General features: G+C 62.6%; 19 protein-coding genes and 1 tRNA gene (1 of these 20 only partly in view). 9 read left to right on the top strand and 11 right to left on the bottom strand.

The annotated features are described in order from the left end of the window. Positions 1 to 349: 349 nt before the first annotated feature. The 3 genes from KIO74_RS11090 to KIO74_RS11080 all read left to right on the top strand — a co-directional run bounded on the left by KIO74_RS11090 (position 350) and on the right by KIO74_RS11080 (position 5574). Positions 350 to 2386, top strand: coding sequence for a hydantoinase/oxoprolinase family protein (locus KIO74_RS11090; protein WP_213332036.1), 2037 nt, complete (start codon positions 350 to 352; stop codon positions 2384 to 2386). 6 nt (positions 2387 to 2392) lie between these two features. Then, positions 2393 to 4390: a hydantoinase B/oxoprolinase family protein gene (locus KIO74_RS11085; protein ID WP_213332035.1), complete on the top strand. Its 1998-nt coding sequence runs from the start codon at positions 2393 to 2395 to the stop codon at positions 4388 to 4390. 257 nt (positions 4391 to 4647) lie between these two features. Continuing rightward, complete coding sequence (locus KIO74_RS11080) at positions 4648 to 5574, top strand: LysR family transcriptional regulator (protein WP_249730947.1); 927 nt, start codon at positions 4648 to 4650, stop codon at positions 5572 to 5574. 589 nt (positions 5575 to 6163) lie between these two features. Here KIO74_RS11080 and KIO74_RS11075 read toward each other — a convergent pair. After that, positions 6164 to 6238: transfer RNA gene (locus KIO74_RS11075), tRNA-Gly, on the bottom strand. 145 nt (positions 6239 to 6383) lie between these two features. Further along, entirely contained in the window at positions 6384 to 7214 is an 831-nt protein-coding gene (locus KIO74_RS11070) for an inositol monophosphatase family protein (RefSeq protein ID WP_213332034.1), read from the bottom strand. Positions 7215 to 7592: 378 nt separating this feature from the next. Here KIO74_RS11070 and KIO74_RS11065 point away from each other — a divergent pair, with 378 nt between their 5' ends. The 4 genes from KIO74_RS11065 to KIO74_RS11050 all read left to right on the top strand — a co-directional run bounded on the left by KIO74_RS11065 (position 7593) and on the right by KIO74_RS11050 (position 11931). Then, the gene (locus KIO74_RS11065; RefSeq protein WP_213332033.1) at positions 7593 to 8045 is read left to right on the top strand and encodes a RidA family protein; all 453 of its coding nucleotides are present in this window, start codon (positions 7593 to 7595) and stop codon (positions 8043 to 8045) included. A gap of 624 nt (positions 8046 to 8669) precedes the next feature. Next, positions 8670 to 9854 carry a DegT/DnrJ/EryC1/StrS family aminotransferase gene (locus KIO74_RS11060; protein WP_213332032.1) on the top strand — a complete coding sequence of 395 codons (1185 nt, stop codon included), beginning with the start codon at positions 8670 to 8672 and terminating at the stop codon, positions 9852 to 9854. 16 nt (positions 9855 to 9870) lie between these two features. Next, positions 9871 to 10911, top strand: coding sequence for a Gfo/Idh/MocA family protein (locus KIO74_RS11055; protein ID WP_213332031.1), 1041 nt, complete (start codon positions 9871 to 9873; stop codon positions 10909 to 10911). Positions 10912 to 10914: 3 nt separating this feature from the next. Beyond that, complete coding sequence (locus KIO74_RS11050; RefSeq protein ID WP_213332030.1) at positions 10915 to 11931, top strand: Gfo/Idh/MocA family protein; 1017 nt, start codon at positions 10915 to 10917, stop codon at positions 11929 to 11931. 152 nt (positions 11932 to 12083) lie between these two features. Here the strand turns inward: KIO74_RS11050 and KIO74_RS11045 are convergent, their stop codons facing one another. From KIO74_RS11045 to KIO74_RS11025, 5 genes are all read right to left on the bottom strand, one after another. Continuing rightward, a complete protein-coding gene (locus KIO74_RS11045; protein WP_213332029.1) occupies positions 12084 to 13322 on the bottom strand; it encodes a hypothetical protein in 1239 nt (412 codons plus the stop codon). Between the two features lie 13 nt (positions 13323 to 13335). Continuing rightward, entirely contained in the window at positions 13336 to 14208 is an 873-nt protein-coding gene (locus KIO74_RS11040) for a carbohydrate ABC transporter permease (RefSeq protein ID WP_213332028.1), read from the bottom strand. After that, the gene (locus tag KIO74_RS11035; RefSeq protein WP_291962816.1) at positions 14205 to 15110 is read right to left on the bottom strand and encodes a carbohydrate ABC transporter permease; all 906 of its coding nucleotides are present in this window, start codon (positions 15108 to 15110) and stop codon (positions 14205 to 14207) included. Before KIO74_RS11035 ends, KIO74_RS11040 begins: the two co-directional genes overlap by 4 nt. A 102-nt stretch (positions 15111 to 15212) precedes the next feature. Next, the gene (locus KIO74_RS11030; RefSeq protein WP_213332026.1) at positions 15213 to 16514 is read right to left on the bottom strand and encodes an extracellular solute-binding protein; all 1302 of its coding nucleotides are present in this window, start codon (positions 16512 to 16514) and stop codon (positions 15213 to 15215) included. 108 nt (positions 16515 to 16622) lie between these two features. Continuing rightward, positions 16623 to 17630 (bottom strand): LacI family DNA-binding transcriptional regulator, encoded by a 1008-nt coding sequence (locus tag KIO74_RS11025; protein ID WP_213332025.1) that lies wholly within the window; start codon positions 17628 to 17630, stop codon positions 16623 to 16625. A gap of 246 nt (positions 17631 to 17876) precedes the next feature. Here KIO74_RS11025 and KIO74_RS11020 point away from each other — a divergent pair, with 246 nt between their 5' ends. Further along, positions 17877 to 18647, top strand: a complete 771-nt coding sequence (locus tag KIO74_RS11020; RefSeq protein WP_249730946.1) for a glucosamine-6-phosphate deaminase — start codon at positions 17877 to 17879, stop codon at positions 18645 to 18647. A 74-nt stretch (positions 18648 to 18721) separates the two neighbouring features. Here KIO74_RS11020 and KIO74_RS11015 read toward each other — a convergent pair whose 3' ends face one another. The 4 genes from KIO74_RS11015 to KIO74_RS11000 all read right to left on the bottom strand — a co-directional run bounded on the left by KIO74_RS11015 (position 18722) and on the right by KIO74_RS11000 (position 23036). Then, positions 18722 to 19474 carry a L,D-transpeptidase gene (locus KIO74_RS11015; protein ID WP_213332024.1) on the bottom strand — a complete coding sequence of 251 codons (753 nt, stop codon included), beginning with the start codon at positions 19472 to 19474 and terminating at the stop codon, positions 18722 to 18724. Between the two features lie 429 nt (positions 19475 to 19903). Next, positions 19904 to 20395, bottom strand: coding sequence for a hypothetical protein (locus KIO74_RS11010; protein WP_213332023.1), 492 nt, complete (start codon positions 20393 to 20395; stop codon positions 19904 to 19906). A gap of 90 nt (positions 20396 to 20485) precedes the next feature. Next, on the bottom strand, positions 20486 to 21631 hold the full coding sequence (locus tag KIO74_RS11005) for an N-acetylglucosamine-6-phosphate deacetylase (RefSeq protein ID WP_213332022.1): 1146 nt from the start codon (positions 21629 to 21631) through the stop codon (positions 20486 to 20488). A 7-nt stretch (positions 21632 to 21638) separates the two neighbouring features. Next, positions 21639 to 23036, bottom strand: coding sequence for a dipeptidase (locus tag KIO74_RS11000; RefSeq protein ID WP_213332021.1), 1398 nt, complete (start codon positions 23034 to 23036; stop codon positions 21639 to 21641). Between the two features lie 349 nt (positions 23037 to 23385). On the opposite strand from KIO74_RS11000, the gene mog reads away from it, so the two are divergent. Next, positions 23386 to 23866, top strand: partial view of a molybdopterin adenylyltransferase gene (mog, locus tag KIO74_RS10995; RefSeq protein ID WP_213332020.1) — the 5' portion only. Its footprint extends 53 nt past the window's final position; the window shows 481 of its 534 coding nt (coding positions 1-481); its start codon is at positions 23386 to 23388; its stop codon lies off the right edge, out of view.

Here is a 23866-nt window from a genome sequence, read left to right as displayed (position 1 = left end):
GCACCCGCCCTGCTGTCGCTTTTCGGAGATCGTATCTAACGCCAGGTCGTCCAGAAACTGAGCCCAATCTCATTCCGCGAAATTCCTCGCTTATGTCGGCGCATCCGAATGTGCCGCTGCGATAGTCGTTTGGCGTTTGCGCTCTTCAGGGACCGACTGATCTGAAATGCGTTGGACATCTCGATCAAAGACTATGTTGGTAGTCAGCTGATCAGGTTTGATTTTGATATGCGGATTTATTCGAACAGCAAATCAATGCTGGCGAATTGCAACTTCTCTCGTCAAAAGAGGAAAAGCTAATGTTTCTCCAACGCCAGTAAGGCGCGTCCAATCAGGAGAAGTAGCGGATATGCTTAGGATCGGCGTCGATATCGGTGGCACATTTACTGACTTTTGCGGATGGCGCGAAGGGGAACAGGACATCATCAGCCTGAAAGTTCCATCAACGCCCCCGAACTTCGAAAACGGGTTCAAACAGGGTTTCGAGCGTCTGCTTGAACGCCTCGTTCCAGAAAAGGGTGAGCCGGCGCTTGTCATGCATGGGACGACCGTCAGCACCAATGCCGTGATCGAACGCAAGGGTCCGAAGATCGCATTCTTCGTGACCAAGGGCTACCGCGACCTGCTCGAACTTCAGCGTATGGGCGTTCGTAACCCTCTCAACATATTTGAGAACCGCACAAAGTCGCTGGTTGATCGCGCTATGGTTTTCGAAGTCGATGAGCGGCTACAGCGGGGCGGTGCTGTTGAAACGCCGGTCGATGAGGCGGCGGTCGAGGTCCTTGCACGTCAGGCGGCGAATGCGGGCGCTGCGGGCTTCGCTGTGGCACTCCTCCATAGTTACGCCAATGCTGATCATGAAAAAGCCGTTGGGCGTGTGATCCGACGCATCGTCGGTGAAGACGCCGAAGTTAGTCTCTCGAGCGAAATCTGGCCGCGTATCGGCGAATACGAGCGTGCGATCGTCAGCGTCCTCAATGCTTTCGTCCGGCGACGCATGAATGAATACATTGGCGCAGTCGAAAACTATGTTGCGGACAGGCTTCCGGGATCGCAGCTCTTCGTCACACGGTCGAATGGCGGAGCAATGGCAGCCGCTGAAGCGCGGACATTCCCTGTGCATACCCTCCTGTCCGGCCCGGCCTCGGGGGTCACAGCCGTACAGTATCTCGGTCGGTCGATCGGCGAGCAGAATGTTCTCACCATGGACATGGGTGGGACGAGCACGGATATCTCGCTTGTGCGCGATGGAGAAGCCCACACGTCAACGGCTGCGGAAGTCGGCGATTTCCCCGTCGTCATGCCAGTCACAGGTATCGAGGCGATCGGCGCCGGAGGTGGTTCCATTGCATCCATCGACGGGGGTGTCTTGCGCGTCGGGCCGCAGAGTGCGGGCTCATTCCCCGGCCCGGCATGTTTTGGACGCGGGGGGACCGCGCCGACACTGACGGATGCCTATCTTCTGGCTGGCTACCTGCCGGAAGCGCTCCTCGGAGGAGCCATGCAACTGGATCGAACGGCGGCCGCTAAAGCCATGGCGTCGATCGCCGAAGGTCTTGGTACCGACGTAACAACGGCCGCGGAAATGTGTGTCACGGTTGCCAGCTCGAACATGGTTGCAGGAGTATTGCCGTATCTCGCAAGGCAGGGCGTTGATCCGGAAGAACTCACCTTGCTGGTCTACGGTGGAGCCGGAGCCATTCAGGGCCCTCTACTCGCCGCTGAAATCGGCGTCAACCGCGTCCTGGTTCCAAGCACGCCCTCGGTATTCTGCGCGCTGGGAGGCCTCGTCTCCGAGCTGAGCAACGATACCATGGAGACTGTTCACGGCTTTGACGTGGATGGCGAGGTCATCGCGCAGAAGTTTGCGGTTCTGAAGCAGAAGGCGGCAGAGTGGCTACGCCGTCAGGCGTCGGCTGATCGCCTCGTATCCGAGAACTTCGAATGCTGGGCTGAGATGCGCTATGTGGGACAGTCGTTCCAGGTTGACGTGCGCCTTCCGGATCTCGCGGTGGAGAACAAGGATATGAAGGCGATGCATGATGCATTCCACAGGGAACACGAGCGGATCTACAGCCACGCCGATCCGGCGTCGCCGGTCGAGTTTGTCGACCTGCGCATGCGAGTGCGTGGAGCAATGTCCATTCCCGAACCTGCATCGCCGAAGTCCGTGGTAGCCGGAGAACCGGTGAAGGGCGCGCGGCCGATGCGGTTCCAGGGGCGTGTGTACCCGGAGGTTCGCGTCTACGACAGGGCCGATCTCGGCCTCAACGAGACGGTGCACGGCCCCGCCGTCATCGAGCAGTCCGAAGCCACGATCGTCGTCCCGCCGGACTTCATCGCACGTACAGGCGCCTATGGCGCGATCTTCATGACCCGGAGCTAAGCTATAATGGACGCTGTTCGAACTGCCATTATGAGCAATCGTTTCAATGCAATTGTCGAAGAGGCCTCGGCTGCGGTCTACCGCACCGCTCACACGACTTTTGTGAAGCTGGTTCAGGACTATCAATGCGCTCTCGCCACTCCGGATGGGGACATGTTCGCCTATCCGATGATGTCGGGGGTGAATGTTTTCATAGGCTCTCCTCTTCGTCCCACCCTTGACGCGATCGGTCGCGAAAACCTGAAGCCCGGCGATATCGTCATCACCAATGATCCGTTCAGTACGGATGGCCTTGTGACGCACCTGATGGACGTCACGTTGCTGTATCCGATTTTTCGCGAAGACAAACTTATTGCAGTCGGCTGGTCCTTTGTTCACGCGTCGGACATCGGGGGCGCTGTACCTGGTAGTATTTCTCCTGCATTCACGGAGGTTTTTCAGGAAGGTCTCCGGGTGAGGCCGACAAAGCTTTACGAGGGAGGGGTGCTCAATAAGACGATCAAATCCATCTTCGAGGACAACAGCCGCATTCCGGCGGAGCTTTGGGGCGACATCCAGGCTATGATCTCAGGCCTGAAGAGCATGGATCGACGTATAAACGAGCTCTGCGACCGCTATGGTCGTGATATGGTCGAAGAAGGCATGCGTGACGTCATCGGCTACTCCGAGACAAAAGCCCGCGCCGTGATCCAGAAAATTCCAAAAGGTGTCTATAGTTTTGCTGACTACCTGGAAGGTATCAACGAGGGACAGCTCGCTTACTTCAGCGTTACGCTGACGGTTCGGGATGGTGAGCTGGATGTGGATTTCACCGGAACTGATCCCCAACTTGCCGCGGCCTACAATCTTGTCACCGGCGCCACGACACATCCCTATGTGGTGCAGTGCCTGATCACCTTCATCCTTACGATGGATCCCCTCACTCCTCGCAATTCCGGGATTCTGCGTGCAATCCACGCCCATGCGCCGCGCGGTACAGTTCTAAACGCAGTTTTCCCCGCGTCAGGCGGTTCGCGTGCAGCATCGGCAACACGAGCCTACGACATCATCATGGGGTGCCTCAATCAGGCACTCCCTGGAGGGGTGGGAGCCGCAGGCGCCGGTATGGCAGGTGTCATCGTGGTTTCCGCTCCTGACCCAAGGACCGGTCGTGACCGGGTCAATGTTATCAATACAATTCATGGCGGCGGCGGTGGTCGGCGGATCAGCGATGGCGTTGATGGAACCGAGGTGCGCTACTCGCAACGGATGGTTCCGTCTGAAGTGATCGAAGTCGAGACGCCGATGATCATGCGGGCGATCCGTATTGTTCCCGACAGCAGGCGCGCCGGTCGCTTCGCAAGCGGAGCAGCGCTTGAAATGGAGATGGAAAACACCGCCAACCGCGCGGTTATGACCGTTCGCAACATGAACCGCTTCGTTTTTGCGCCTTGGGGCTTTCGGGGTGGCGAACAGGGGCTTCTCGGAAGGACAGTCGTCAATCCGGGGCGCGCTGACGAGCGATCGATCGGTAAAATCTCTGTCCTGGAGATGGGACGGGACGACGTGGTCAGGATAACGAGCCCGACCGGGGGCGGCTTCGGAAATCCCATGGAACGCGATCTTGGTGCGATATCGACGGAGATCGAGAATGGCATGTTGTCGCGCGAACGAGCGGCCGAAGTCTACGCGGTCGCTTTCGATGCCGAAGGACAGATCGATAAAACAAAAACCGAGGCAAATAGGAAAGAGCGAGGCGAGCCCGATTTGCCCGACTTCAATTTTTGCGCGGAACGTGAACGCCAGGATTACGTCTGGCCCATGGCGGCGCGGCGCAGACTTGCTTCGATGGCGCTTTCGTTCGAACTTCGGATACGTAGTCAGCTTGTCGGTAATGTTCATAAAAGGATGATGAAGGCCGGCACCCCGGTGAATGACGACATATTGCAGAACGCGGTTCGGGAAGAAGCCATACGGCTCGGGGGAAATCGAGTTCTCGCTTCTGATCATTCCGCCCGGAGTTGATGTGGAGCGCGCCAATACGCGCTGCATGGCGAGGGGGTTCACAGGCTGACTGCGAACCCCTTCTGTTCCCACCTACATTTAACACCCGGTGAACGTCCCGCCTGTCGAAAACCCATAACTCTGGCGAATATGCCTTCCAAAACTTCGACTTTGACGGCTATGATGAGACGCTGTCTCGTGGAGGTGGTGAGGGCGGCCTTTGTTTTGAAATGTCAGTGCGGTCGGTGACAGCGCGTCTTCGCAGAAGTCACGAAAGTATGGAGTACGATCATCCGGATATGAGCCAGTCACTTGAACTGTGGAGCATGAAGTGTTTTATCGTGCTGGCCGAAGAGTTGCATTTCGGTCGCGGTGCGAAGCGCCTGAACATGACGCAGCCCACGCTTAGTCAGCAAATCAGGAAGCTTGAAGCCCATTTTGGCGTTCAACTGTTCATTCGCTCAACCCGAAGCGTGGAGCTCACGCCTTCCGGTGAGGTGTTTCTGCCGCTTGCTCGCGAAGCTCTGACCAAGCTCGATGAAGCGGTGCTTCTTTCGAAGCTGGCCGCTGGCGATATGTATCCGGGTGGAGAGCAACTCAAGATAGGCGCAATCAACCCGGCGGTGCACCGATTGCTTCCCCTTATTCTGCGGCGTTTCCGTAAACGTTTCCCAAAGACGCGGCTTGATGTCAGGATATTTGATTCATCCGAGATACTACGCGCTCTCGAGCGTGGCGAGTACGACGTCGGAATCATGAGGCCACCGAGCAATGGCAATGTTATTCGCTACAGGCCGCTCGTGTCGGACAGATTTGTCGCCGTCATCCCAAAACATTCGCCTCTGGCGAGCCGGTCCACTCTCATGCTTTCCGATTTTGTCGGGCATGACGTCTTCACTCTTGACCGGTTTGACCTATCGAGTTTCAAGTCGCTTCACGACCAGATCATCGAAACGGGCATAGTGCCGGATCCCGGAATCAGGGTATCGAATACGACAGCTGCACTGGCGTTGGCGGCCGCGGGTCTCGGGATCACCTTCCTCCCCGAATGGATCGAGGGCATTGTCGGCAGCGACGTTGTTCTGCGGCCCGTGGAAGATTTAGGCCAGGAAATCTCCATAGGTATCGCCTGGCGGGCGGACAATCCCATGCCAGGAATATTGCCATTTGTGGAATATGCGGAACTTGTCGCGCGGCCCTCCTGACACTCAATAAATGCAGGCAACAGCATTGGTCCGACAGATTGATCTACGGCAAATTTAAGCGTTCGGACAACGCAGATGCGCTGACTTTGGCCACCTGAGAATTCATGCGGAAAGCGGGTTGCCATGTCAGTCCGCAGTCTCTTCGATTGCCGGACGAATGGTTTCTTGCTCCAGGAATGCGCGTTTGTCCGCGCCCCGCGTCACGGCCTCACGGTATGGCTACCAAAGGTCGACGGGCCGGAGAGCACGCGACGGAGCATCACCTTCACGGACGAGCGATTGCGACAGGAGTGGGTGAGATCGGCGCAAGCCGCGTATCGCGCCCTCAGCGGTACGGACGGTGAGTGGATGCCATGCTATCCTGAAGCCAGGGAGCGACGCGCCGTGACTTTCGCCGCTGCCGCTATGCGTATCAGCAATCGCGAGAGGAGCGCAAACGACGATAGCCCCGGCGAATACGAGGGCGTCCGACGCTTCCTCGGCGAAGTGGTGAGCTAAGAGCTCCGTTTCCGCGCGTTTCCGGAGCGCTGAAAAGAGAAAAGCCCGCCTAGGCGGGCCTACTCTAACTTACCGATGTTCTTGAAAAAACTGGAGCGGGCGAAGGGATTCGAACCCTCGACCCCAACCTTGGCAAGGTTGTGCTCTACCCCTGAGCTACACCCGCATCCATCTGGCGACCGCTGCTGCGGCGCCGATGGGTGCTTCATGCCGTAAAGCTGGACGGAATGCAAGAGGCTATCGCAGAGATTTCTGAAGATGGTGATTTGTCCCCAGGGAAGCCTTGCGAAGAGGCGTCGAGGGCGAGAAATTCAGCGGCAGTCGCTAAAAAGTGCGTCCTTGATGGCGTTCCAGCTTGCGGCGTCGGACGCGCAGATCAGCCCACCGCCGTGCAGCGTCGGGCGATAGGCGGAGCCGTCGAACCGCGCGGAATATCCCCCTGCCTCGCGATGCAGGAGCCAGCCGGGCGCGTGATCCCAGGGCATCAGTTTCGCATAGACCGCGAAATCACAATGGCCGCCGGCCAGCAGCCGATATTCGTGGGCCGCACAACGGTAGCTGCTCGTCACGGCGAAGCGCGGCAGATTGGCGGTTGCCCGCGAGCGCTCCGGCTCGGGAAGATAGGCCCAGGAGACGAGCCCGTTCATATCGTCGATCGGCACAGGCGCGGCGACACGCAGATCGACGCGCCGACCATCGCGATGTTCCACCCAGGCCCCCTCGCCACGCAGGGCACAGGCAAAGTCATTCATCACGGGATCGTGGATGATGGCGCCGACGACTTCGCCCCGTTCGATCGCCGCGACCATGACGCCGAAAAGCGGGAGGCCTGAGGCGAAGTTCTTGGTGCCGTCGATCGGATCAAGCACGAAGGCGAGCTCAGCGCCGCCGATGCGATCAAGCAAGCTCGGATCCGCCGCCGTGCTCTCTTCTCCAACGATTACGGCCGTTGGGAAAAGTTTATTGAGCGCGGGCGTGATGGCGCGTTCCGCAGCCTCATCCACATCTGTCACGAGGTCGTGGATCGAGGATTTCGCACGGATGGCGCCGTCGTCCAGATTCTGAAAACGCGGCAGGATGAGAGACTGCGATACGTCCCGCAAGACCTCTGCGACCGAGAGCAGATTTTGAAGTGAAAACATGCGCTAAGACCTCGGTTGCGTGATTGTCTGTGGCACTGCGCCTCTGATTGCCTGCTTTAAGCAAGGGCGAATTAAAGCTGCAAGTGGGCCATCAGTGGCAGCTTGCGCTCTCGCAAGACTGTCTCACAAGACTTTTCCAGGAGCCTTGGCTTTTCCAGGAGCCTAGCTTTTCCAAGAATCGTACTTTTCCAAAGGCCTCTTGCGCCTTCCAGTCGTGCCTGTCAACGCACCATGAAGGTCCCGCTTGGCTCGGGTTGCGCAGAAAATATTTCAAGTTTAAATTATCAAGTCGGCACGGGAGGTCATTAGACCTGCGGGCGTGAACTGGTCGGCGTATATCGCGGCCGGCAGGGGTATCGAGGGAGCGGCAAGAGCGCGATGACGGACAAGATCAACGGACATTCCGATGGGGTAGCGACGGCGCCTGTCGAAAGCGGCCCCGTGCACACCGTTCTTCAGCCCGCTGGCTGGCCGCGCCCGAAGGGCTATGCCAACGGCATGATGGCCGAAGGGCGCGTCGTGGTGACGGGTGGCATCGTCGGTTGGGACGCCGAAGGGCGCTTTCCGGAAGGCTTTGTTGCGCAGGCCCGTCAGACCTTCGCCAATATCGCGGCGATCCTCGCGGAAGCGGGGGCCGGCCCCGAGCATCTGGTGCGCCTCACTTGGTATGTGACCGACATCGACGCGTATCTCGCCGACGGCCGCGCCCTTGGGGCGGCTTATCGGGAGTTCTTTGGCCGCAATTTCCCCGCCATGGCGACCGTGCAGGTTGTCCGGCTGGTGGAGCCCGAAGCGCTGGTCGAGATCGAGGCGACCGCCGTCCTTCCCTGACGCCTGTCTCGCCCTCACGGCTTTCTGGACGGTTTCGTCTCAAGGCATCTGGACCGCGCGATTGGCCGATGACAGCCGTGCCCGCATGACGCGCGGCTGTCTCCGCCTTGTGCCGGCCCCTGATCGGAAGCGCGCCGGCATTGCGTGTCGGGAGGGCCGGGACGAAACCCGGCCATGGTGGGGAAGGCCATATCAGGCAAGGCCCAGGCCCCTACCAGCGGATAGGATTTGAACAGGGCCTACCCCTGAATAGCTCGGCGTGTGAGCCGCCGCGCAGGGGTGACGCCTTCGGCGGGGCGATGATTCGTCATAGCCCTCGCACGCCTTCCGCTCCTGCCATGCGATCGGTTGCATGAAGTGCCTGGATGGCATGACAAGATGGCGTCTTTCCATGAAACGAAGCGCTATCGCAGGGGGCGGACTCCCTCACGGAAACCACTTTATTTGCTGGAGAAAATGTGGCGCCACCGTAGCGTTTTGGCCTTGGTTCATTTTATGCAATCGGTTTCATTGACCTTTGCCGCGGAATAGAGCGAAATAGCATGGCCAACCCGAATGTGCAGGGCTCATCGAAGAGCGGCCGCGGGCGGCGTTCGAGGGGCGCACAGGTGGAGGTTCAGGACGATGGCAGAGGTATTGAAAGCCGGCGTGGCACAACCGGAACTTGCGCGTCTGATACCTCCATGGCCGCCAAAGCCGTCGGCGGAGGTCGAGGGCCGCATGCTTGAAGTCGTGCGTTCGGGCCTGTGGGGCAGCACGCAAGGGCATGTCGTGGAAGCGCTCGGCAGACGGCTCGCGGCCTTGCACGGCGTGCGCGCGGCCACCTGCTGCACCAATGGCACGATCGCCATCGCACTTGCGTTGAAGGCAGCGGGCGTGCGCGCCGGCGACGAAGTCATCGTGCCCGCCTATACCTTCCTTGCGACGGCGAGCGCCCCGTTGCTTCTCGGCGCCATCCCCGTCTTTGCCGAGATCGATCCCGCCACGCTGATGATCGATCCGGACGACGTGCGGCGGAAGGTCGGCGCCAGGACGCGTGCCGTCATTCCCGTGCATCTCGCAGGCGCGGTGGCGGAGGCTCATGCCATCAGGCAACAGCTTGCCGGATCGGGCATCGTCGTGATCGAGGACGCCGCCCAGGCGATCGACGCCACGCATGTTGACGGCCGCGTCGGCACGCTCGGCGACATGGCGACGCTAAGCTTCCAGACCAGCAAGAATGTCGCGGCGGGCGAGGGCGGAGCCGTACTCACAGATAACGCCGAGCTCGGCGATATCATCTGGTCACTGCACAACGCCGGCCGCAGCCGTGGCGGTGGCTGGTATCAGCACGACCGCGTCGGCTGGAACCTGCGCATGACCGAGATGCAGGGCGTGCTAGCCGATGCGATGCTCGACACGCTCAACGAGATGGATGCGGCGCGTGCTGCGGGCTGGAAGAGCCTCGCCGGCTTGGCGCAAGCCGAGGGCCTGCCGGTCCAGGTCGTGGATCCCGCGCGTACCACCCGGCATGCGCGTCATCTGATGCCCTGGCAGCTCGCGACGGCCCGCCGCGACAAGACGTTGCGCGATGCCGTCGTGGCCGCGCTGCAGGAGGCCGGCATTCCGGCAAGCGCCGGTTACCCGCCGATCAATCGCATGCCAGCCATCCGAGCCGAGGTCGCCGCGCTCGGCGGCCGGCCGGTGGATGATCTGCCCGTCACGGAAGAAACCGCCGCGCAAAGCTGGTGGCTGCCGCAGAACGTCCTGCTCGCCGATGAAGTGGTGCATGCGGCGGTCATCGCGGCCATGGCGAAGGCGTTGGGTTAAAGGGAAGGGCGAGGGGATGCCGGATCTCAAGGTTGGATTGATCGGCCCGGGTGCGATTGGCCAGACACATGCGCGCGCCATTGCGGAGATCGAAAGCCTGCGGCTTGCGGCTGTGGCCGGCGGTGCGCCCGAGGACGCTGCCGCGCTTGCTGGCGGCGAGGCAGCGCAATGGTTCGCGACAGCGGAGGCGATGATCGATGGTGCCGATCTCGATATCGTCGTCATCGCGACACCGAGCGGCGCGCATTACGCGCCGGCGGCCCAGGCTATCGCGACCGGGCGGCATGTGCTCGTCGAGAAGCCGTTGTGCGTGGACTGGGAGGAAGCGGCCCGGCTCGTCGTGCAGGGCGAACAGGCCGGGCTCACCTGTGGCGTCGTCTCGCAGCGGCGGCTCGAGCCGCAGCATGTCTATATCCATGATGCCCTGCGCGCGGGGCGGCTCGGCGCGCCCCGGCTGATCGAGGCGGATGTGCATTGGTGGCGCTCGCCGGAGTACTATCGCGAGAAGTCGTGGCGCGCCGAGATCGGCCATGGCGGTGGCTCGCTGTTCAACCAGGGCGTTCACAGCCTTGACCTGATGCTCTGGCTGTTCGGCCCGGTGGTGCGCGTGCAAGGGCTCGCGACGACACTGGGCCACGACCTGCCCATCGAGGACACGACGGCGGCGATCCTGACCTTCGCCAGCGGCGCCATCGGCACGCTCGTCACCACGACGGCGACGCCGCCGGGCCACCCCGCCGGTCTGCGCATGTTTACGGATCGTGGGGCCTTCACGGTGGAGCACGCAAGCGTCGTGCGCTGGGATTTCACGGATGTGCCGGCGCCGGGCGCAAGCTCCGGCATTGCGAGCGGTGCCGCCAATCCGGGTGATATCGGCATCGCCGGCCATGTGCAGCAATGGCAGGATTTCATCGCCGCCATCCACGAGCGGCGCGCGCCGGCCGTGAGTTTCCGCGACGGTTTCGAGGCCGTTCGGGTGGCAAGCGCCATCTACCGTTCGTCGGAGGAAGGACGCGCGGTTTCGACCGATGAATTTCCCGTCGGCGCGGAGGGATAAGCCATGGCAAGGCGTATTGAAATCGCGGTCATCGGCGCGGCGCACCAGCATGTGGACTATGTGCTCGATGAGGTCGCCCGCCGCGAAGACGTCGGCATCGCTGCCGTCGTCGAACATGATCCGGCGCGCCGTGCGACCCTTGAGCAGCGCACCGGGGCGCCCGGCTACGCCGATGTGGAGGCGATGCTCGAGCGGCACCGCGTCGATGCGGCTTCCGTGGTGACGGAATTCGGCGCGCGCGCCGGCATCGTCGCGACACTCGCCCAACGCGGGATCTTCGCCATCGTCGACAAGCCGCTTGCGGTCACGCGTGCCGGGCTTGATGCGCTGGAGGCAGCTCTTGCCGGGCGGCCGCTTGTCGCGTTGATGCTGGAGAAGCGCTTCTATCCGGTCACGCTGGCGCTGCGCGGCCTCATCGCCGATGGCGTTATCGGCGAGATCGTCACGATCCATGCCACCGGCCCGCACAAGTTCCATGCCGCGCGGCGTCCGGACTGGATGTTCGACGCCGGACAATATGGCGGCATCCTCGCCGATCTCACCGTGCACGATATCGATCTCGCCTTGTGGCTCGTCGGCGGCACGCGGGGCAAGGTCTCGGGCTGGGTGTCGGCCATCGACGCGCCGGGTGTCGGGGCCCTGCCGGGCGAGCGGCACTTTGCCGGCGCTGGACGCGCGGTCCTCACCGTCAAGGGAGGACCTCAGATCGCCATCGAGGTCGACTGGTTGCAGCCGGAGGCCTCGCCCCGTCATGGGGATTACGCCATGCGCATCACCGGCACCCGTGGCCGGGCGGATGTGCTCTTCGCCGAGGACAAGCTCCTGGTCGAAACCCATGATACGCCCTTGCGCGAGTGGCCGTTGCCACCCGGTGAACCGCCGGCGCGTTTCGCGCTCGACCATCTGACCAAGGGCGAGCCGCTCGCCGTGCCGACGGCCGACGCGTTGCGCGCGACGCGCATCGCCATCCTCGCGCAGGAGAGCGCGGCCGCCGGGGGCAAGGCGCTGGAGTGGGCGTGAATGCGGCTGTCAGCGCGGTTTCACTGCGTCATCCATGAGGCCTCGGCCTTGATCGGACGCAGTTAGGCCGGCGATGTTCATGGATCCCTTCCCGGCGGCGTGTAGCGCCGGGAAAGAGGATCCAGAGCGACCGTCATGTTGACGCGCATCCGTCAGACCAGCGTCAGCGCAGCCTCTGCCAGAGCTTCCGCGGTGCCGGGCGCGAAAGGACCGGGCGTACCATAGGGACGCCAGGCGATATCGACTTCATAGCCGCCATCGGGGATGGCGGTGAGGGGAGGGATATAGCCTGGATTGGTATAGGCATAGCCGACGACCAACGCTCCCGGGACCTTCTCCTGCAAGGCCAGCGCCTGATCGACGAAGACCTCGCCGGGCAGGAAAAAGGCCGTGAAATCGCCCAGCCGGAGCGCGCCCACAGTCAGGGTGGTGCCGGCGTGTTCATGTGTCAGCCAGTCGCGGTCGATCTGCGCCATGGCTTTCTCGCCAAAGCTCGCGGCGGGGTTCGCCAAGACCTGGGACGCATCATGGGCGATCCGGACACGCATGGAGGTCTCGACGGCGGTGAAAGCGGCGGTCTGTGACGTCTCGCCATAGGCGAGCGTCTCCACGGGCCGGCCCTTCAACCCGTGCAAACCGGGCGCGACCGTATCTGCCAGCAGGGTCCCGATCCGCTCAGCTTCTTCGGGCGTACGTTTGGACATCCCGCTCTGGCGGATCGAATCCATCGTCTTGTGGCCGGTATTGATCTGTCCACAGCAGCCTGTCGTGTACAACACCGGTGCGGACAGAAGATCCTCCAGCCGGCGGCGTGCGGCGCCGGGAAAATCCGCGCTGTAGCGAAGATTGTCCGGCCCGAGCACGACGGGATGGCAGGCGAAGTTCATCCAGACTGCGCCGAGCGCGCCATCCTCCGTGCAGAAGGCCACCGCATCGGCGTTGTGATCGACGGGGCCATCGTCGAGGCGGCGGTTATGGGCGATGCCGGGCACAGGCACTTTGATTGCGTCAATGCGGCCCGGCTGCAGCGCGGCGGTGGCCTCTCGCAGGAGGTCGACGGTCGTCGCGACGAGGCGGTCCGCATAGGCCGGATCGGCATGGCCGAGCATGGAGCGGGCGAGCACAGGCGGGCCGGCGTGGGTGTGGGTGGCGCAAGGCACGAGATCGAGATCGGCAGGGAGATGTGAAGCGAGCCGGGCTCGGAAATCTTCCGGCACGCCGATGAGGTCAAAGGCGAGGATGGCGACGCGCCTCCCGGCCACTTCCACAAGAAGGAGCCGGGCCGTCAGCGGATCGAGCGTGCCGGTGGCAAGCCCCGCGCGACTTGCGAACCCTGAGAGTTCGGTAGGTGCCGCGGGCGTAATCTCTCGCCTGGCAAAGGCAAAACGCATGGCAAACCCTCCGCTATTCCTTCAGCCCGCTCGATGCCACGCCCTGCACGAAATTGCGGCGCATGAAGGCGAAGAACAGGATGCTGGGCAGGAGAGCAAGCGCCGCAGCGGCGCTGAGCCGGCCGAGATCGACGGTGAAGCCCGTCTGGAACAGCGCGAGCCCGACTTCCAGCGTGTAACTTTCCTTGGTGGCTGTGATGATCATCGGCCAGGTGAACGCCGTCCAGGACTGGAAGAAGGCGAGCACCGCGAGCGTCCCCAGCGGGCCACGCATGAGCGGCACGACGATTCTCAGGAAGATCCAGCCCTCGCTCGCCCCGTCGATGCGGGCTGCCTCGATCAGTTCGTCCGGAATTGACGCGATGACATACTGGCGGATGAGGAAGATGCCGAAGCTCATCACGAGATAGCCGATGAGCAAACCCCACAGCGAATTCAGAAGGCCGAGCTGCTGCACCCCGAGGTAGAGCGGGATCATATAGACCTCGAACGGGATGATGGCCGTCGCGAGGATCATGCCGAAGATGATGTGCACACCGGGAAACCGGAATTTGCCGAGCACATAGCCCGACACCGCCGAGGTCGTGACGATGGCTACGGTCGACAGGACCGCGAAGAGGAAGGTATTGCCGATCCAGCGCAGAAGAGGCGTTTCGGCAAGAACCGATGTGATGTTCTCCAGTGTCGCTTGACGCGGAATGATGGTGGGTGGCCACTGCAGCAGTTCCTGCGGCGATTTGAAGGCGTTCGACACCAGGAACACCAGCGGCAGCAGCATCAGGATGCAGAAGACGATCAGGATGACGTCGATCACGCCGTTCAGGACGCGCTCGCCTGTCGTCGCGCTTGGGCCGGCCTCGGCGGCGGGGAGGGACCTGTCGCTCATGGGCGGCCCTTTTCGCGGAAGACTCTGAACTGGATGGCGGTGAGGGCGAGCACGATGGCGAGCAGGATGACCGCCTCGGCGGCGGCATAGCCCACGCGATAGTTGCGGAAGCTGTTCTCTAGCATGTCGAGCACCAGCACGCGGACCAACCGGCCCGGCGCGCCTTGCGAATCCGATGCCAGAACGAAAACCTGCGCGTAGATGTTGAAGGCCGCGATCAGCGTGATCACCGAAACATAGAGAAGGACCGGCTTGAGCTGCGGTATGGAAATGTGCCGAAAGCATTGCAGCGCCGAGGCGCCGTCAAGCCGCGCCGCCTCGTAGAGCGACTGGGGAATGTTCTTGAAGCCGACGAGGAAGATGAGGACGGCATAACCCAGCGCTTGCCATGAGCACAGAACGATGACGCAGATGATGGCGAGCACGGGGTCGAAAAGCCAGGCCTGCGGCGGCAGCCCGAAAAAGCCGAGGAGGGTATTGAGAGGGCCAAGACGCGCGTCGAATATCCATTTCCAGGCCATGGCCGCGGGCACGAGCGAGACGACGTGCGGAATGAAGATCGACGTCTCGTAAAAGCCCGCGAAACGCGACCGTGTGCGGTGGTGGATGAGCGCGGCAAGGACAAGGCCAAGCGGCACCGTGATGGCCAGCACGCCGAAGGCGATGATCGTGGTGTTGCGCAACGCCTCGAGAAAGAGGGAGTCCGTGAAGAGTTCCCGGAAGTTGTCTAGCCCGATGAAGGGCTTGCGGCGTGAGATCAGGTTCCACTGGAACAGGCTGAGACGCAACGTCTCGATAATGGGGATGAAACGGACGAGCGTATAGATGATGAGCGCGGGCAGGAGCGCCAGGATGGCGAAAGTAAAGCCCTTGCGATGCCAGGTACCGGCCAGTTCCCGCACGCCTTCTCTCCGCATTCGGGACCAAGAAAATTCGCCGGTGTGTTCCGGGGGAGAAGAAACACACCGGCGATGCGCTGAAGGCACGTGTTGCGCGACGCCGGATTACGGCGTGGCGAGCAGGCCTTCGCGCTTCAAGATGGTATCGACCTCCGCCGCCGCTTCCTTGAGGAAGGCGTCGATGGCCGCGTCGCTCTGGAGCTTCGGATTGGTATAGCCGTCCACGAGGCGCGCCGCGACGCGGGTCAGGATCTCGCTGGCCGGTGCGATGGCGGGCAGGGAGAAGAACTTGTAGTCACTGGGGAAATTGACGAAGGCGCCGAAGGCGGGCGTCTTTGCGATGATGGCGGAGTAATCGACATCCTTCCGGTTCGGCAACCAGCCGATGTTGTCGAGAAGCCACTGCAGGTTTTCCGGCTCGTTCGCCTGGAGGACGTATTCCCAAGCGAGGTCGGCCTTCTTGCCCGGCTTCGTCGGCACATAGAGATTGACCGGGATGACGATGGAGCCGCGCGGCAGCGGCGCGGTGGCATATTTCAGATTGGGCGACTTCTTGGCGATGTCGCCGATCACCCAGGATTCGCGGATGAACATGGCCGTCTGCTCAAGCTCGAAAGCTTCCGCATCCGCCTTCATCTCCGGCGATACGGTCTTCAGGACCTGAACATTCTCGACATACTGCTTGAAAGCCTTGCGACCGGCCTCGTTGGCGAAGGCGGCCTTCCATTTGCCGTCTTTCTCCTCGAGCAGATTGCCGCCGAACTGGAACAGGTTGATCCAGAACTTCTCGGCCACGCCCTGGCCGCCGCCCGACAGGCGCAGGCTCCAGCCGCTGACCGTCGGCTTGCCCTGCGCATCGCGCTGCGTCAGCTTTTCGGCGTAAGGGGTGTAGTCTTCCATGGTCTTCGGCGCGCCGGAGAGGCCCGCTTTCGCGTACATGTCGGTGTTGTAGTAGAGCGCGGTCTGTCCGCGGAACAGCGGCACACCGTAGATCTTGTCCTCGAAGGTGACGCTGTCCTGGAAGAACTTGTCGAAATGCTTGCCGTCCTTGACGAACTTCACGACATTGTCCGGCGCTGCGGGAACAAGGCCGCCTTCCAGATAGCGGGTCGCCTCGACCTCCATCTCGATCACGTCGGCAGCCGCCCCTGAAGGCAGCGCGAGTGCATTGCGCTTTTCATGTTCGCGCAGTGCGATCAGTTCGACGCTGACTTCCAGATCCGGATATTTCTTCTTCAGCTGTTCGCCGACGCGCTTGTAGAACGGTTCCATCTCGGGCCAGCCGCCCCAGATCGTGAGCTTCTCGGCCTGGGCGGGCAGCATGGACGCAAAGAACGCCGCCGCTGTGATGGCAAGGATGGGCCGCTTCCGTGCGGGCTTACCGGATGTCGAACCTGCGAATGTCATGATCGGATCCCCTCTGACGCTGGCGCTCTGGATCGCCTCTCCTGAAAAAGTGTCGTGCAACCGGTTGCGTGTCAAGCGGCGTTCGTCGATCGCCGGCACGAAGACCGATCAGGAGACGGCGACCGGCCCTGTCGTTCCGCGCACGACGAGATGGGACTCAAGCACATAGCGGACGTCGCGCATGGCTTTGACCTTCAAAAGATCCATGAGCAGGTCGGCCGCGACCTGGCCCGCCTCCTTGCAACGCGCGGAGACGGTCGTGAGCGGGGGATAGGTGGTCGCTCCGAGCACGTCATCGCAGCCGACGACGCTGAACTGGCCGGGCACGTCGATGCCGCGTTCGGCCAGGCCCGCGAGAAGCCCCTGCGCGACGAGATCGTCAAAGGCTAGCGCGGCCGTGGCCTTGGAGGCCAGAATCTGCCCCGTTGCCGCGTAGCCGGTCTCATGTGTCGGAGGGCGCGCCGGGATGGCGATGATCTCGACTCCACGCTTGGCCGCCTCCCGGCGCAAAGCGAGGCGGCGCTGCTGGTTGGACCACGAGGCCGATGGTCCGCTGACATAGACGATGCGGCGATGGCCATGGTCGATGAGGTGTGCGAGCGCGGCCGTGATGCCCGTCGCGCTGTCGATGAGTACCCTCGGAATGCCGGCGACGTCGCGATTGACGAGCACGATCGGCCGTCGTTCGGCGTAGAGCCGGATACGCTCTTCATCGAGACGCGAGGACACGAGGATCATTCCCTCGACCTGACTGGTGAAACGGCCGACAAGGACGTCCTCACGCGCCGCCAGTTCGTCGGAATTGCCGAGGAAAACGCAGAAGCCGGCTTCGTCGGCGCGCAATTGCGCGGCCCTGATCAGCGGGGGGAAGAAGGGATTGGCGACATCGGGAACGATGAGCGCCAGATTGCCGTGCCGGCCGGTGCTCAGCGCGCGCGCAACCTGATTCGGGACATAGCCGACGTCCCGGGCAATGGCCTTGACCCGCTGGACAGTGGCTTCGCTCAACATTTCCGGCCGGGTGAAGGCGCGTGAAACGGTGGCGCGCGAAACGCCCGCCAAGGCTGCCACTTGATCGATGGTGGGTACGCGCCGCCGGGATGTTTCGTCGTCCATCAAGCCTTTTCCCGCACCCGACTGTTCTCGAAATATCTGATCATACGAAGAGACTAGCGGAAAATCGCCTTGCTGACGAACGCGGCATAGGGGCGAGGGGGTGAACTTCGGTGGCTTGACATGCAATCGGTTGCATAGGAGTTTCATAAGCCGGCGGTGGATGCGCGACCTCCCGGGGCACGCGAACCGGCATGCCGTCACCCTTGGCGGCGGCGGGTGAATGATGAGGTCGAGAGGGAAGGCCTGATGGAATCAGTTGCAGGACAGCAAGCTGTGCGGCCGGTCGTTCTGTCCTTTGACACGCGGCCGGAGATGGGACGCGCCGCCGCGGCTGACGTTGCCACCGAGCTCCGTTCGCGATTGGCAAGGCAGGCCGGTGTGCGCATGGTCTTTGCCGCCGCCGTCAGCCAGAGCGACATGTTGCAGTCCCTGATCGCGGAGCCGGGCATCGACTGGCGACGGGTCACGGCTTTCCATATGGACGAATATCTCGACCTGCCCGCAGACGCGCCCCAGCGTTTCGGGAGCTGGTTGCGTCGCGCGATTTTCGATCGGTTGCCCTTTGCCGCCGTCCACCTGATCGACCCCGGTACGGACGCCGACGCGGCGGTGGCGGCTTACGCGGCAAGCCTCGCGGCGGCACCGATCGACATTGTCTGCCTCGGCATAGGCGTCAACGGACATCTTGCGTTCAACGATCCGCCGGTTGCTGATTTCGCGGACCCGCAAGCGGTCAAGATCGTCACGCTCGACGATGTGTGCCGCCAGCAGCAGGTCGATGATGGCGCCTTCGCGACGATTGCGGATGTGCCCCGGCGCGCCGTGACCCTCACGGTCCCGCGCCTCCTCGATGCCGGCCGCCTGTTTTGCGTGGTGCCTGGCGCGGCCAAACGCGAGGCTGTCGAACGCGCTCTTGAGGGCCCTTTGGATACGGCGTGCCCGGCGAGCGCATTGCGCCTGCATCCGGATTGCCGGCTTTATCTGGACGCGGAATCGGACCCGCGCCGCCAAGATTGATCGCGCTTCACCACCCGAAGCTTTCTTGGCCGGGCTCGTCCCGGTCACATCGATGACGGACCCGCGCCATGATCTTAGGCGTGTGAGCCCCCGGCAGGCAGGACCACGACCTTGGTGCCGACAGGCACACGCTGATAAAGATCGATCGCGTCCTGGTTGATCATGCGGATGCAACCTGACGATACGTTCTTGCCGATTGTCCATGGCTCCAAAGTGCCGTGGATGCGATAGAGCGTGTCCTTGTTGCCTTGCCACAGATACATGGCGCGGGCGCCGAGTGGATTGCGCGGTCCGCCGGCCACACCGAGGCCGCTCTGCAGCTGGCTCGCGACTTTCTTCAGCTCGGGCTGGCGCTGGATCATCTCCTTCGGCGGATACCAGTCCGGCCATTCCTGCTTGGAATTGATGGTCGCCGCGCCGGACCAGCCGAAACCCTCGCGACCGACGCCGACGCCGTAGCGCATCGCCCGCCCGTTCTCCTGGACGAGATAGAGGTAGCGCTGGCGCGGATCGACCACGATCGTGCCCGGCTGTTCGGTCGTGGAATAGGCCACCGAGCGACGCAGGTACGCGGGGTTGATCTCGGAGAGATTGACGGCATGGATGGGGAAACGCTCTCCATCCACAGGGCCGTAGTACGAGGCGACCTGCCCATCGGACGCCGGCAGGTCCGCCGGAGGCGGGATCTCGCGATCGGCGATGCGTCGCCCGGCACCGGGACCTGGGCCTGCCTGTTCCGGATTCGGGCTCACGCAGCCGCTGAGGCCAAGGCCGGTGATGCCGGCCGCAAGACCGGAGACGAAGCTGCGGCGTTTCAACTCGATCATGGACTTATCGCACTCCCAACGCACTGTTCGCAGTCTAGGGTCTCGAAGTTATATGAGGCGATGCACTTCAGTCGTTTGAACGCAAGCCGGTTTCAAAAGCCGCGCTTCATATCGCAGGTCCGCAGTTGAAGCGGACGGGCGGAAATGGTGCGCAGGTTATAGTCTAGCTCAAACTTGTTCAGCCGGATACCGGCCAGCGCATGGTCTGCGTCATCGAGCTTGAAGTAACGTTAGCGGGATGGTGGAGTTTTAGTTGCACCTGCATCTGACAGATGTGGCGTGGGATTCTCTCGGATCATCAGTCGCTTGATGTAATAATATATTGATTTTCAATAATTTTCCCATTTGTATCGGCTGGCGCCAAGGCCCATGGACGGGATGAGAGCCGCTGATGGTTCCCCGCACCCCTTATCAGTATTGGTGCTTGCTTCAACGCTTCGTGAAGAAAGTCATCAGCACTTTCTCCTTCTCGCCAAGCAGACACAGAAAAGTATGGGGCTCATCGGAGTTTTCGCGCTGGATGGCTGCTTGACCGATAAGCACGGTATGGATCTTGACGCCGCCGACCTCGGCATTGGCCTTCGCGATGGTGAGACTATCGAGATCGAGCTTGACATCCTTCAAGGGCGAGTTGCCGCCGGCTTGCCTCAGTGTCTCGATGGAAGCCTTCCGGCATGCCGCCGCCTCGACAGGCTCTTGAGCCATTGCGGGCTCGGGGTAGAAGATCGGGCCAAGCGTAGCGCCGATCGCCAGCATCGCCGCGCAGCTGATGGATGCGAGCCGCATGGCCGGAGCCGGCATGCGCCGTGCAATCTTCCGCCCTGTAAGAGGTGTTACCTCGGTCGGGGGGGAAATCAGGTCGGGTGGCGAGGTCGTGGCAAACGTTACGATCTCCCAGGGTCGCGCCTCCAATGGCAGCATTGATGTTTCTCCGCGTTGTACCACAGAGCTTCAACGTTGCCGGAGATGAAAGGTTGCACATTCGGCGCGCCAGTAGATGGCGAGTAGCCGTCAGACGCGCCGTTCTCCGCGGGAGAAGACGGCTTCGATCGACAAGGTCGGATCGCCGGGCGCCCAATGGAAGCGAATGAGATCAGCCGACGCTCCCACCCGGATGACGCCGCGGTTGCCGGTGAAGCGGCCGGGATTGACCGTGGCGAGCCGCAGGGCATCAGTGAGTGTGAGGCCCCCCATGATCGTCGCCTGCGCGACGCAATCGGCCAGTGGGCGCACCGCTCCGGCAAGGAATGGCGTACCGGCGACGCCTAGCCGGCCATCCTTGGTCAACTCGACACGGCCGCCGATTGGCTGATCGTAAAGACCGGGCGGCAGGCCGCCGAGCGCGACCGCATCCGAGACCAGCACCGCGCGCTCCAGGCCTTTGGCGCGCAGCATGGCACGAAATGTATCTGCGGGGAGATGATGGCCATCGGCGATGAAGGTGGCGGCGAGGCGATCCTCGGCCAGCTGCGTCCAGATGAAATTGGGATGGCGGGGGAGGGTGGCCGCCGCTCCGTTGCCAAGATGGGTGGAAAGCGTCGCCCCAGCGTCCACGGCGGCCGTGATCTCGGCCGGGGCGGCGCTGGTATGGCCGATCGCGACATGGACGCCCTGGCGTGCCAGCGCGCGGACATAGGCCGGCGCCTCCGGGTAATGGGGTGAGAGTGTCACCAGCCCGACCAGACCGCCGCTTGCCGCCTGCCAGCGTTGAAATTCGTCGATATCTGGCGGCCGCACGTGAGTACGCGGGTGCGCCCCACGGGGGCCGTCCTCCGGCGACAGGTGGGGGCCTTCGACATGGACGCTGGGGATCGCGTGGGCAATGCGAGCATCGCCGGCGCGCGCCGCCGCGATCACGCCGAGCGCCGTGACGATGGCCTCCTCCGACGCCGTGATGATCGTCGGCAAAAAGGTCGTGACGCCAACCCGCAGCATGGCGTTCACCAGCGCCTCGACCGTCGCGATGGTCAGTCCGCCGCCGTTGATGTCATGGCCGTTGAAGCCGTTGACCTGCAGGTCGACGAGGCCGGGCGCGAGCCACGCGCCCTCGTCCCTCGGCCCCGCCGTGATCGACGCGATCAGCCCGTCTGCGATGTCAATGGCGAGCGAGCGGCCTGTCGCGGGATCTCTGCCCGTGATCGTCAAGGACTGGCTCATGGCTGGCTTATCCGCGCGCGGCCGCGAAGGCCCCGATGATGCGCGCCCATGAGCGGATGCCGTGATGGAAGCTGGCGAGATCATATTTCTCGTTGGGCGAGTGAATGCGGTCGTCGCTCAGGCCAAAGCCGATCATCAGGGAATCCATGGCGAGCATGCGCTTGAAATCGCCTGCGATCGGGATCGAGCCCCCGCAGCCGATCAGCGCGGTATCGCGCCCGAACTCCGCACCGAGTGCCTGACGGGCCAGGCCGAGCCATTCGCCGTCCACAGGCAGGCTGATGGCCGGGCTGCCGCCATGCTCCTTGAAGGTGACGCTGCAATCCGCTGGCACCTTGCTGCGGACATAGGCGCGGAAGGCCGCTCGGATCTTGTCCGGATCCTGCTGCCCGACGAGGCGGAACGAGATCTTGGAGGATGCCTTGGAGGCGATGACGGTCTTGAACCCTTCGCCGGTGTAGCCGCCCGTTATGCCATTGGCTTCGCAGGTCGGGCGTGACCAGACCTGTTCGAGAACGCTGCGCCCGCGCTCGCCGGCCGGATCAGCCAGGCCGATCTCCCCGAGAAAGGCGCTCTCCTCGAAGGGCAGGTTGCGCCACTGCTCCTGAACCTCAGCGGGCAGTTCGGGTACGCCGTCGTAGAATCCCGGCAGCGTCACGCGTCCATCCGCATCGTGCAGGCCGGCGACAATCGTGGACAACACATGGATGGGATTGCGCGCCGCACCGCCATAGAAGCCGGAATGGAGGTCTCGCGAGGCGCAGGTGATCTCCACCTCCTCACCGACGAGGCCGCGCAGCATTGTGGTGATCGCCGGTGTGTCGCGATCCCACATGCCGGTGTCGCAGATCATCGCGACATCGGCTTTCAACTCATCGCGATTGGCGTCGAGGAATGGCCTCAAGCTGGGGCTTCCCGATTCCTCTTCGCCCTCGAGCAGGATGCTGACCTTGATGGGCAGAGCGCCGGTCACGGCTTTCCAGGCCCTGCAGGCCTCGATGAAGGTCATCAACTGCCCTTTGTCGTCAGATGAACCACGCCCGGTGATGATCCTGGCGCCTGTCTCATCTTCACGCAGGGCCGGCTCGAACGGCGGCGCGGACCAAAGCTCGAGGGGGTCGACCGGCTGGACGTCGTAATGGCCATAGAAGAGAACATGTGGGCCGTTGCCCGCCTCCTTCTGATGGGCGACCACCATGGGATGCCCGGGTGTGGGGCGGACCGTGGCATCGAAGCCGAGTGCCTCGAGATCCGCCTTCAACCAGGCTGCGGCACTGGCACAGTCGCCCTTGTAGGCCGGGTCTGTCGAAATGCTCGGAATGCGCAGAAGAGCGAACAGCCGTTCCAGGCTCTGGTCGAGATCAGCATCGATACGCGCGAGAACGGAAGAGGTCTGAGCATTCACGGGGGCTTTTCCTTCTGTTCCACCCTGTGGGCAGTCGTTGCCCAGGACTGGATTTCAAAACAGGAATAGAGCATCGAGCAGAAAATGTGTGCGGCTTTTTGAATGAAGGCGATGCGCGCCCTATGCCAACAGGGGCGGCTTTCCTGCGCTTGCCCTGCCGTTTGGCGCCTTCCAAGCCCCAGGCTTCCGTCAGGCGAGGCTTCCGTCAGGCCGTGTTCTTTCTGGCCATGGTTTCCTTCTGGCCATGATTCCATCTCGCCCCCATCTGCTCTAGCCTTGATCCAATCTTTGATGCGCGCTGGCGGCCAACGCCCGCTGGCGCGGCGCGAGCGGCGGAATGGATGCGGAAATGGCGGACGAGGCGGTAATCGGTGTCGTGACAGTGTCGGACCGGGCAAGCCAGGGCCTCTATGAGGACAGGGGCGGGCCTGCGATCTCGGCCTATCTCGACCATGTACTGGCGAGCCCTTGGCGGCGTGAGGCGAGGCTTGTGCCGGATGATCGCGGGACGATCGCCGCTACGCTACGCGAGCTCGCGGACGTTCACCACTGCAGCTTGATCCTGGTGACCGGCGGTACCGGGCCCGCGCCGCGCGACGTGACGCCCGAGGCAACCGAGGATGTGTGCGAGCGCATCCTGGACGGCTTCGGCGAAGCCATGCGCACGGCAAGCCTCAAGGAGGTGCCGACCGCGATCCTGTCCCGTCAACTCGCTGGCACACGTGGCAAAAGCCTTATTATCCTGCTCCCGGGCAAGCCCGCGGCCATCGATACCTGCCTCAACGCAGTTTTCGCCGCGGTGCCTTATTGTGTCGATCTGATCGGTGGAT

Origin of the sequence: Chelatococcus sp. HY11 (assembly GCF_018398335.1) — a bacterium.
Classification (GTDB): Bacteria; Pseudomonadota; Alphaproteobacteria; order Rhizobiales; family Beijerinckiaceae; genus Chelatococcus.
Note: the sequence above shows the minus strand (reverse complement) of the source record. Positions and strands in the feature narration are given on the sequence as shown.

Coding starts and splice junctions, on each gene's coding strand:
- KIO74_RS11090 (WP_213332036.1), top strand. CDS start 350: ATGCTTAGGATCGGCGTCGATATCGGTGGCACATTTACTGACTTTTGC.
- KIO74_RS11085 (WP_213332035.1), top strand. CDS start 2,393: ATGGACGCTGTTCGAACTGCCATTATGAGCAATCGTTTCAATGCAATT.
- KIO74_RS11080 (WP_249730947.1), top strand. CDS start 4,648: ATGGAGTACGATCATCCGGATATGAGCCAGTCACTTGAACTGTGGAGC.
- KIO74_RS11070 (WP_213332034.1), bottom strand. CDS start 7,214: ATGTTTTCACTTCAAAATCTGCTCTCGGTCGCAGAGGTCTTGCGGGAC.
- KIO74_RS11065 (WP_213332033.1), top strand. CDS start 7,593: ATGACGGACAAGATCAACGGACATTCCGATGGGGTAGCGACGGCGCCT.
- KIO74_RS11060 (WP_213332032.1), top strand. CDS start 8,670: ATGGCAGAGGTATTGAAAGCCGGCGTGGCACAACCGGAACTTGCGCGT.
- KIO74_RS11055 (WP_213332031.1), top strand. CDS start 9,871: ATGCCGGATCTCAAGGTTGGATTGATCGGCCCGGGTGCGATTGGCCAG.
- KIO74_RS11050 (WP_213332030.1), top strand. CDS start 10,915: ATGGCAAGGCGTATTGAAATCGCGGTCATCGGCGCGGCGCACCAGCAT.
- KIO74_RS11045 (WP_213332029.1), bottom strand. CDS start 13,322: ATGCGTTTTGCCTTTGCCAGGCGAGAGATTACGCCCGCGGCACCTACC.
- KIO74_RS11040 (WP_213332028.1), bottom strand. CDS start 14,208: ATGAGCGACAGGTCCCTCCCCGCCGCCGAGGCCGGCCCAAGCGCGACG.
- KIO74_RS11030 (WP_213332026.1), bottom strand. CDS start 16,514: ATGACATTCGCAGGTTCGACATCCGGTAAGCCCGCACGGAAGCGGCCC.
- KIO74_RS11025 (WP_213332025.1), bottom strand. CDS start 17,630: ATGGACGACGAAACATCCCGGCGGCGCGTACCCACCATCGATCAAGTG.
- KIO74_RS11020 (WP_249730946.1), top strand. CDS start 17,877: ATGGAATCAGTTGCAGGACAGCAAGCTGTGCGGCCGGTCGTTCTGTCC.
- KIO74_RS11015 (WP_213332024.1), bottom strand. CDS start 19,474: ATGATCGAGTTGAAACGCCGCAGCTTCGTCTCCGGTCTTGCGGCCGGC.
- KIO74_RS11010 (WP_213332023.1), bottom strand. CDS start 20,395: ATGCTGCCATTGGAGGCGCGACCCTGGGAGATCGTAACGTTTGCCACG.
- KIO74_RS11005 (WP_213332022.1), bottom strand. CDS start 21,631: ATGAGCCAGTCCTTGACGATCACGGGCAGAGATCCCGCGACAGGCCGC.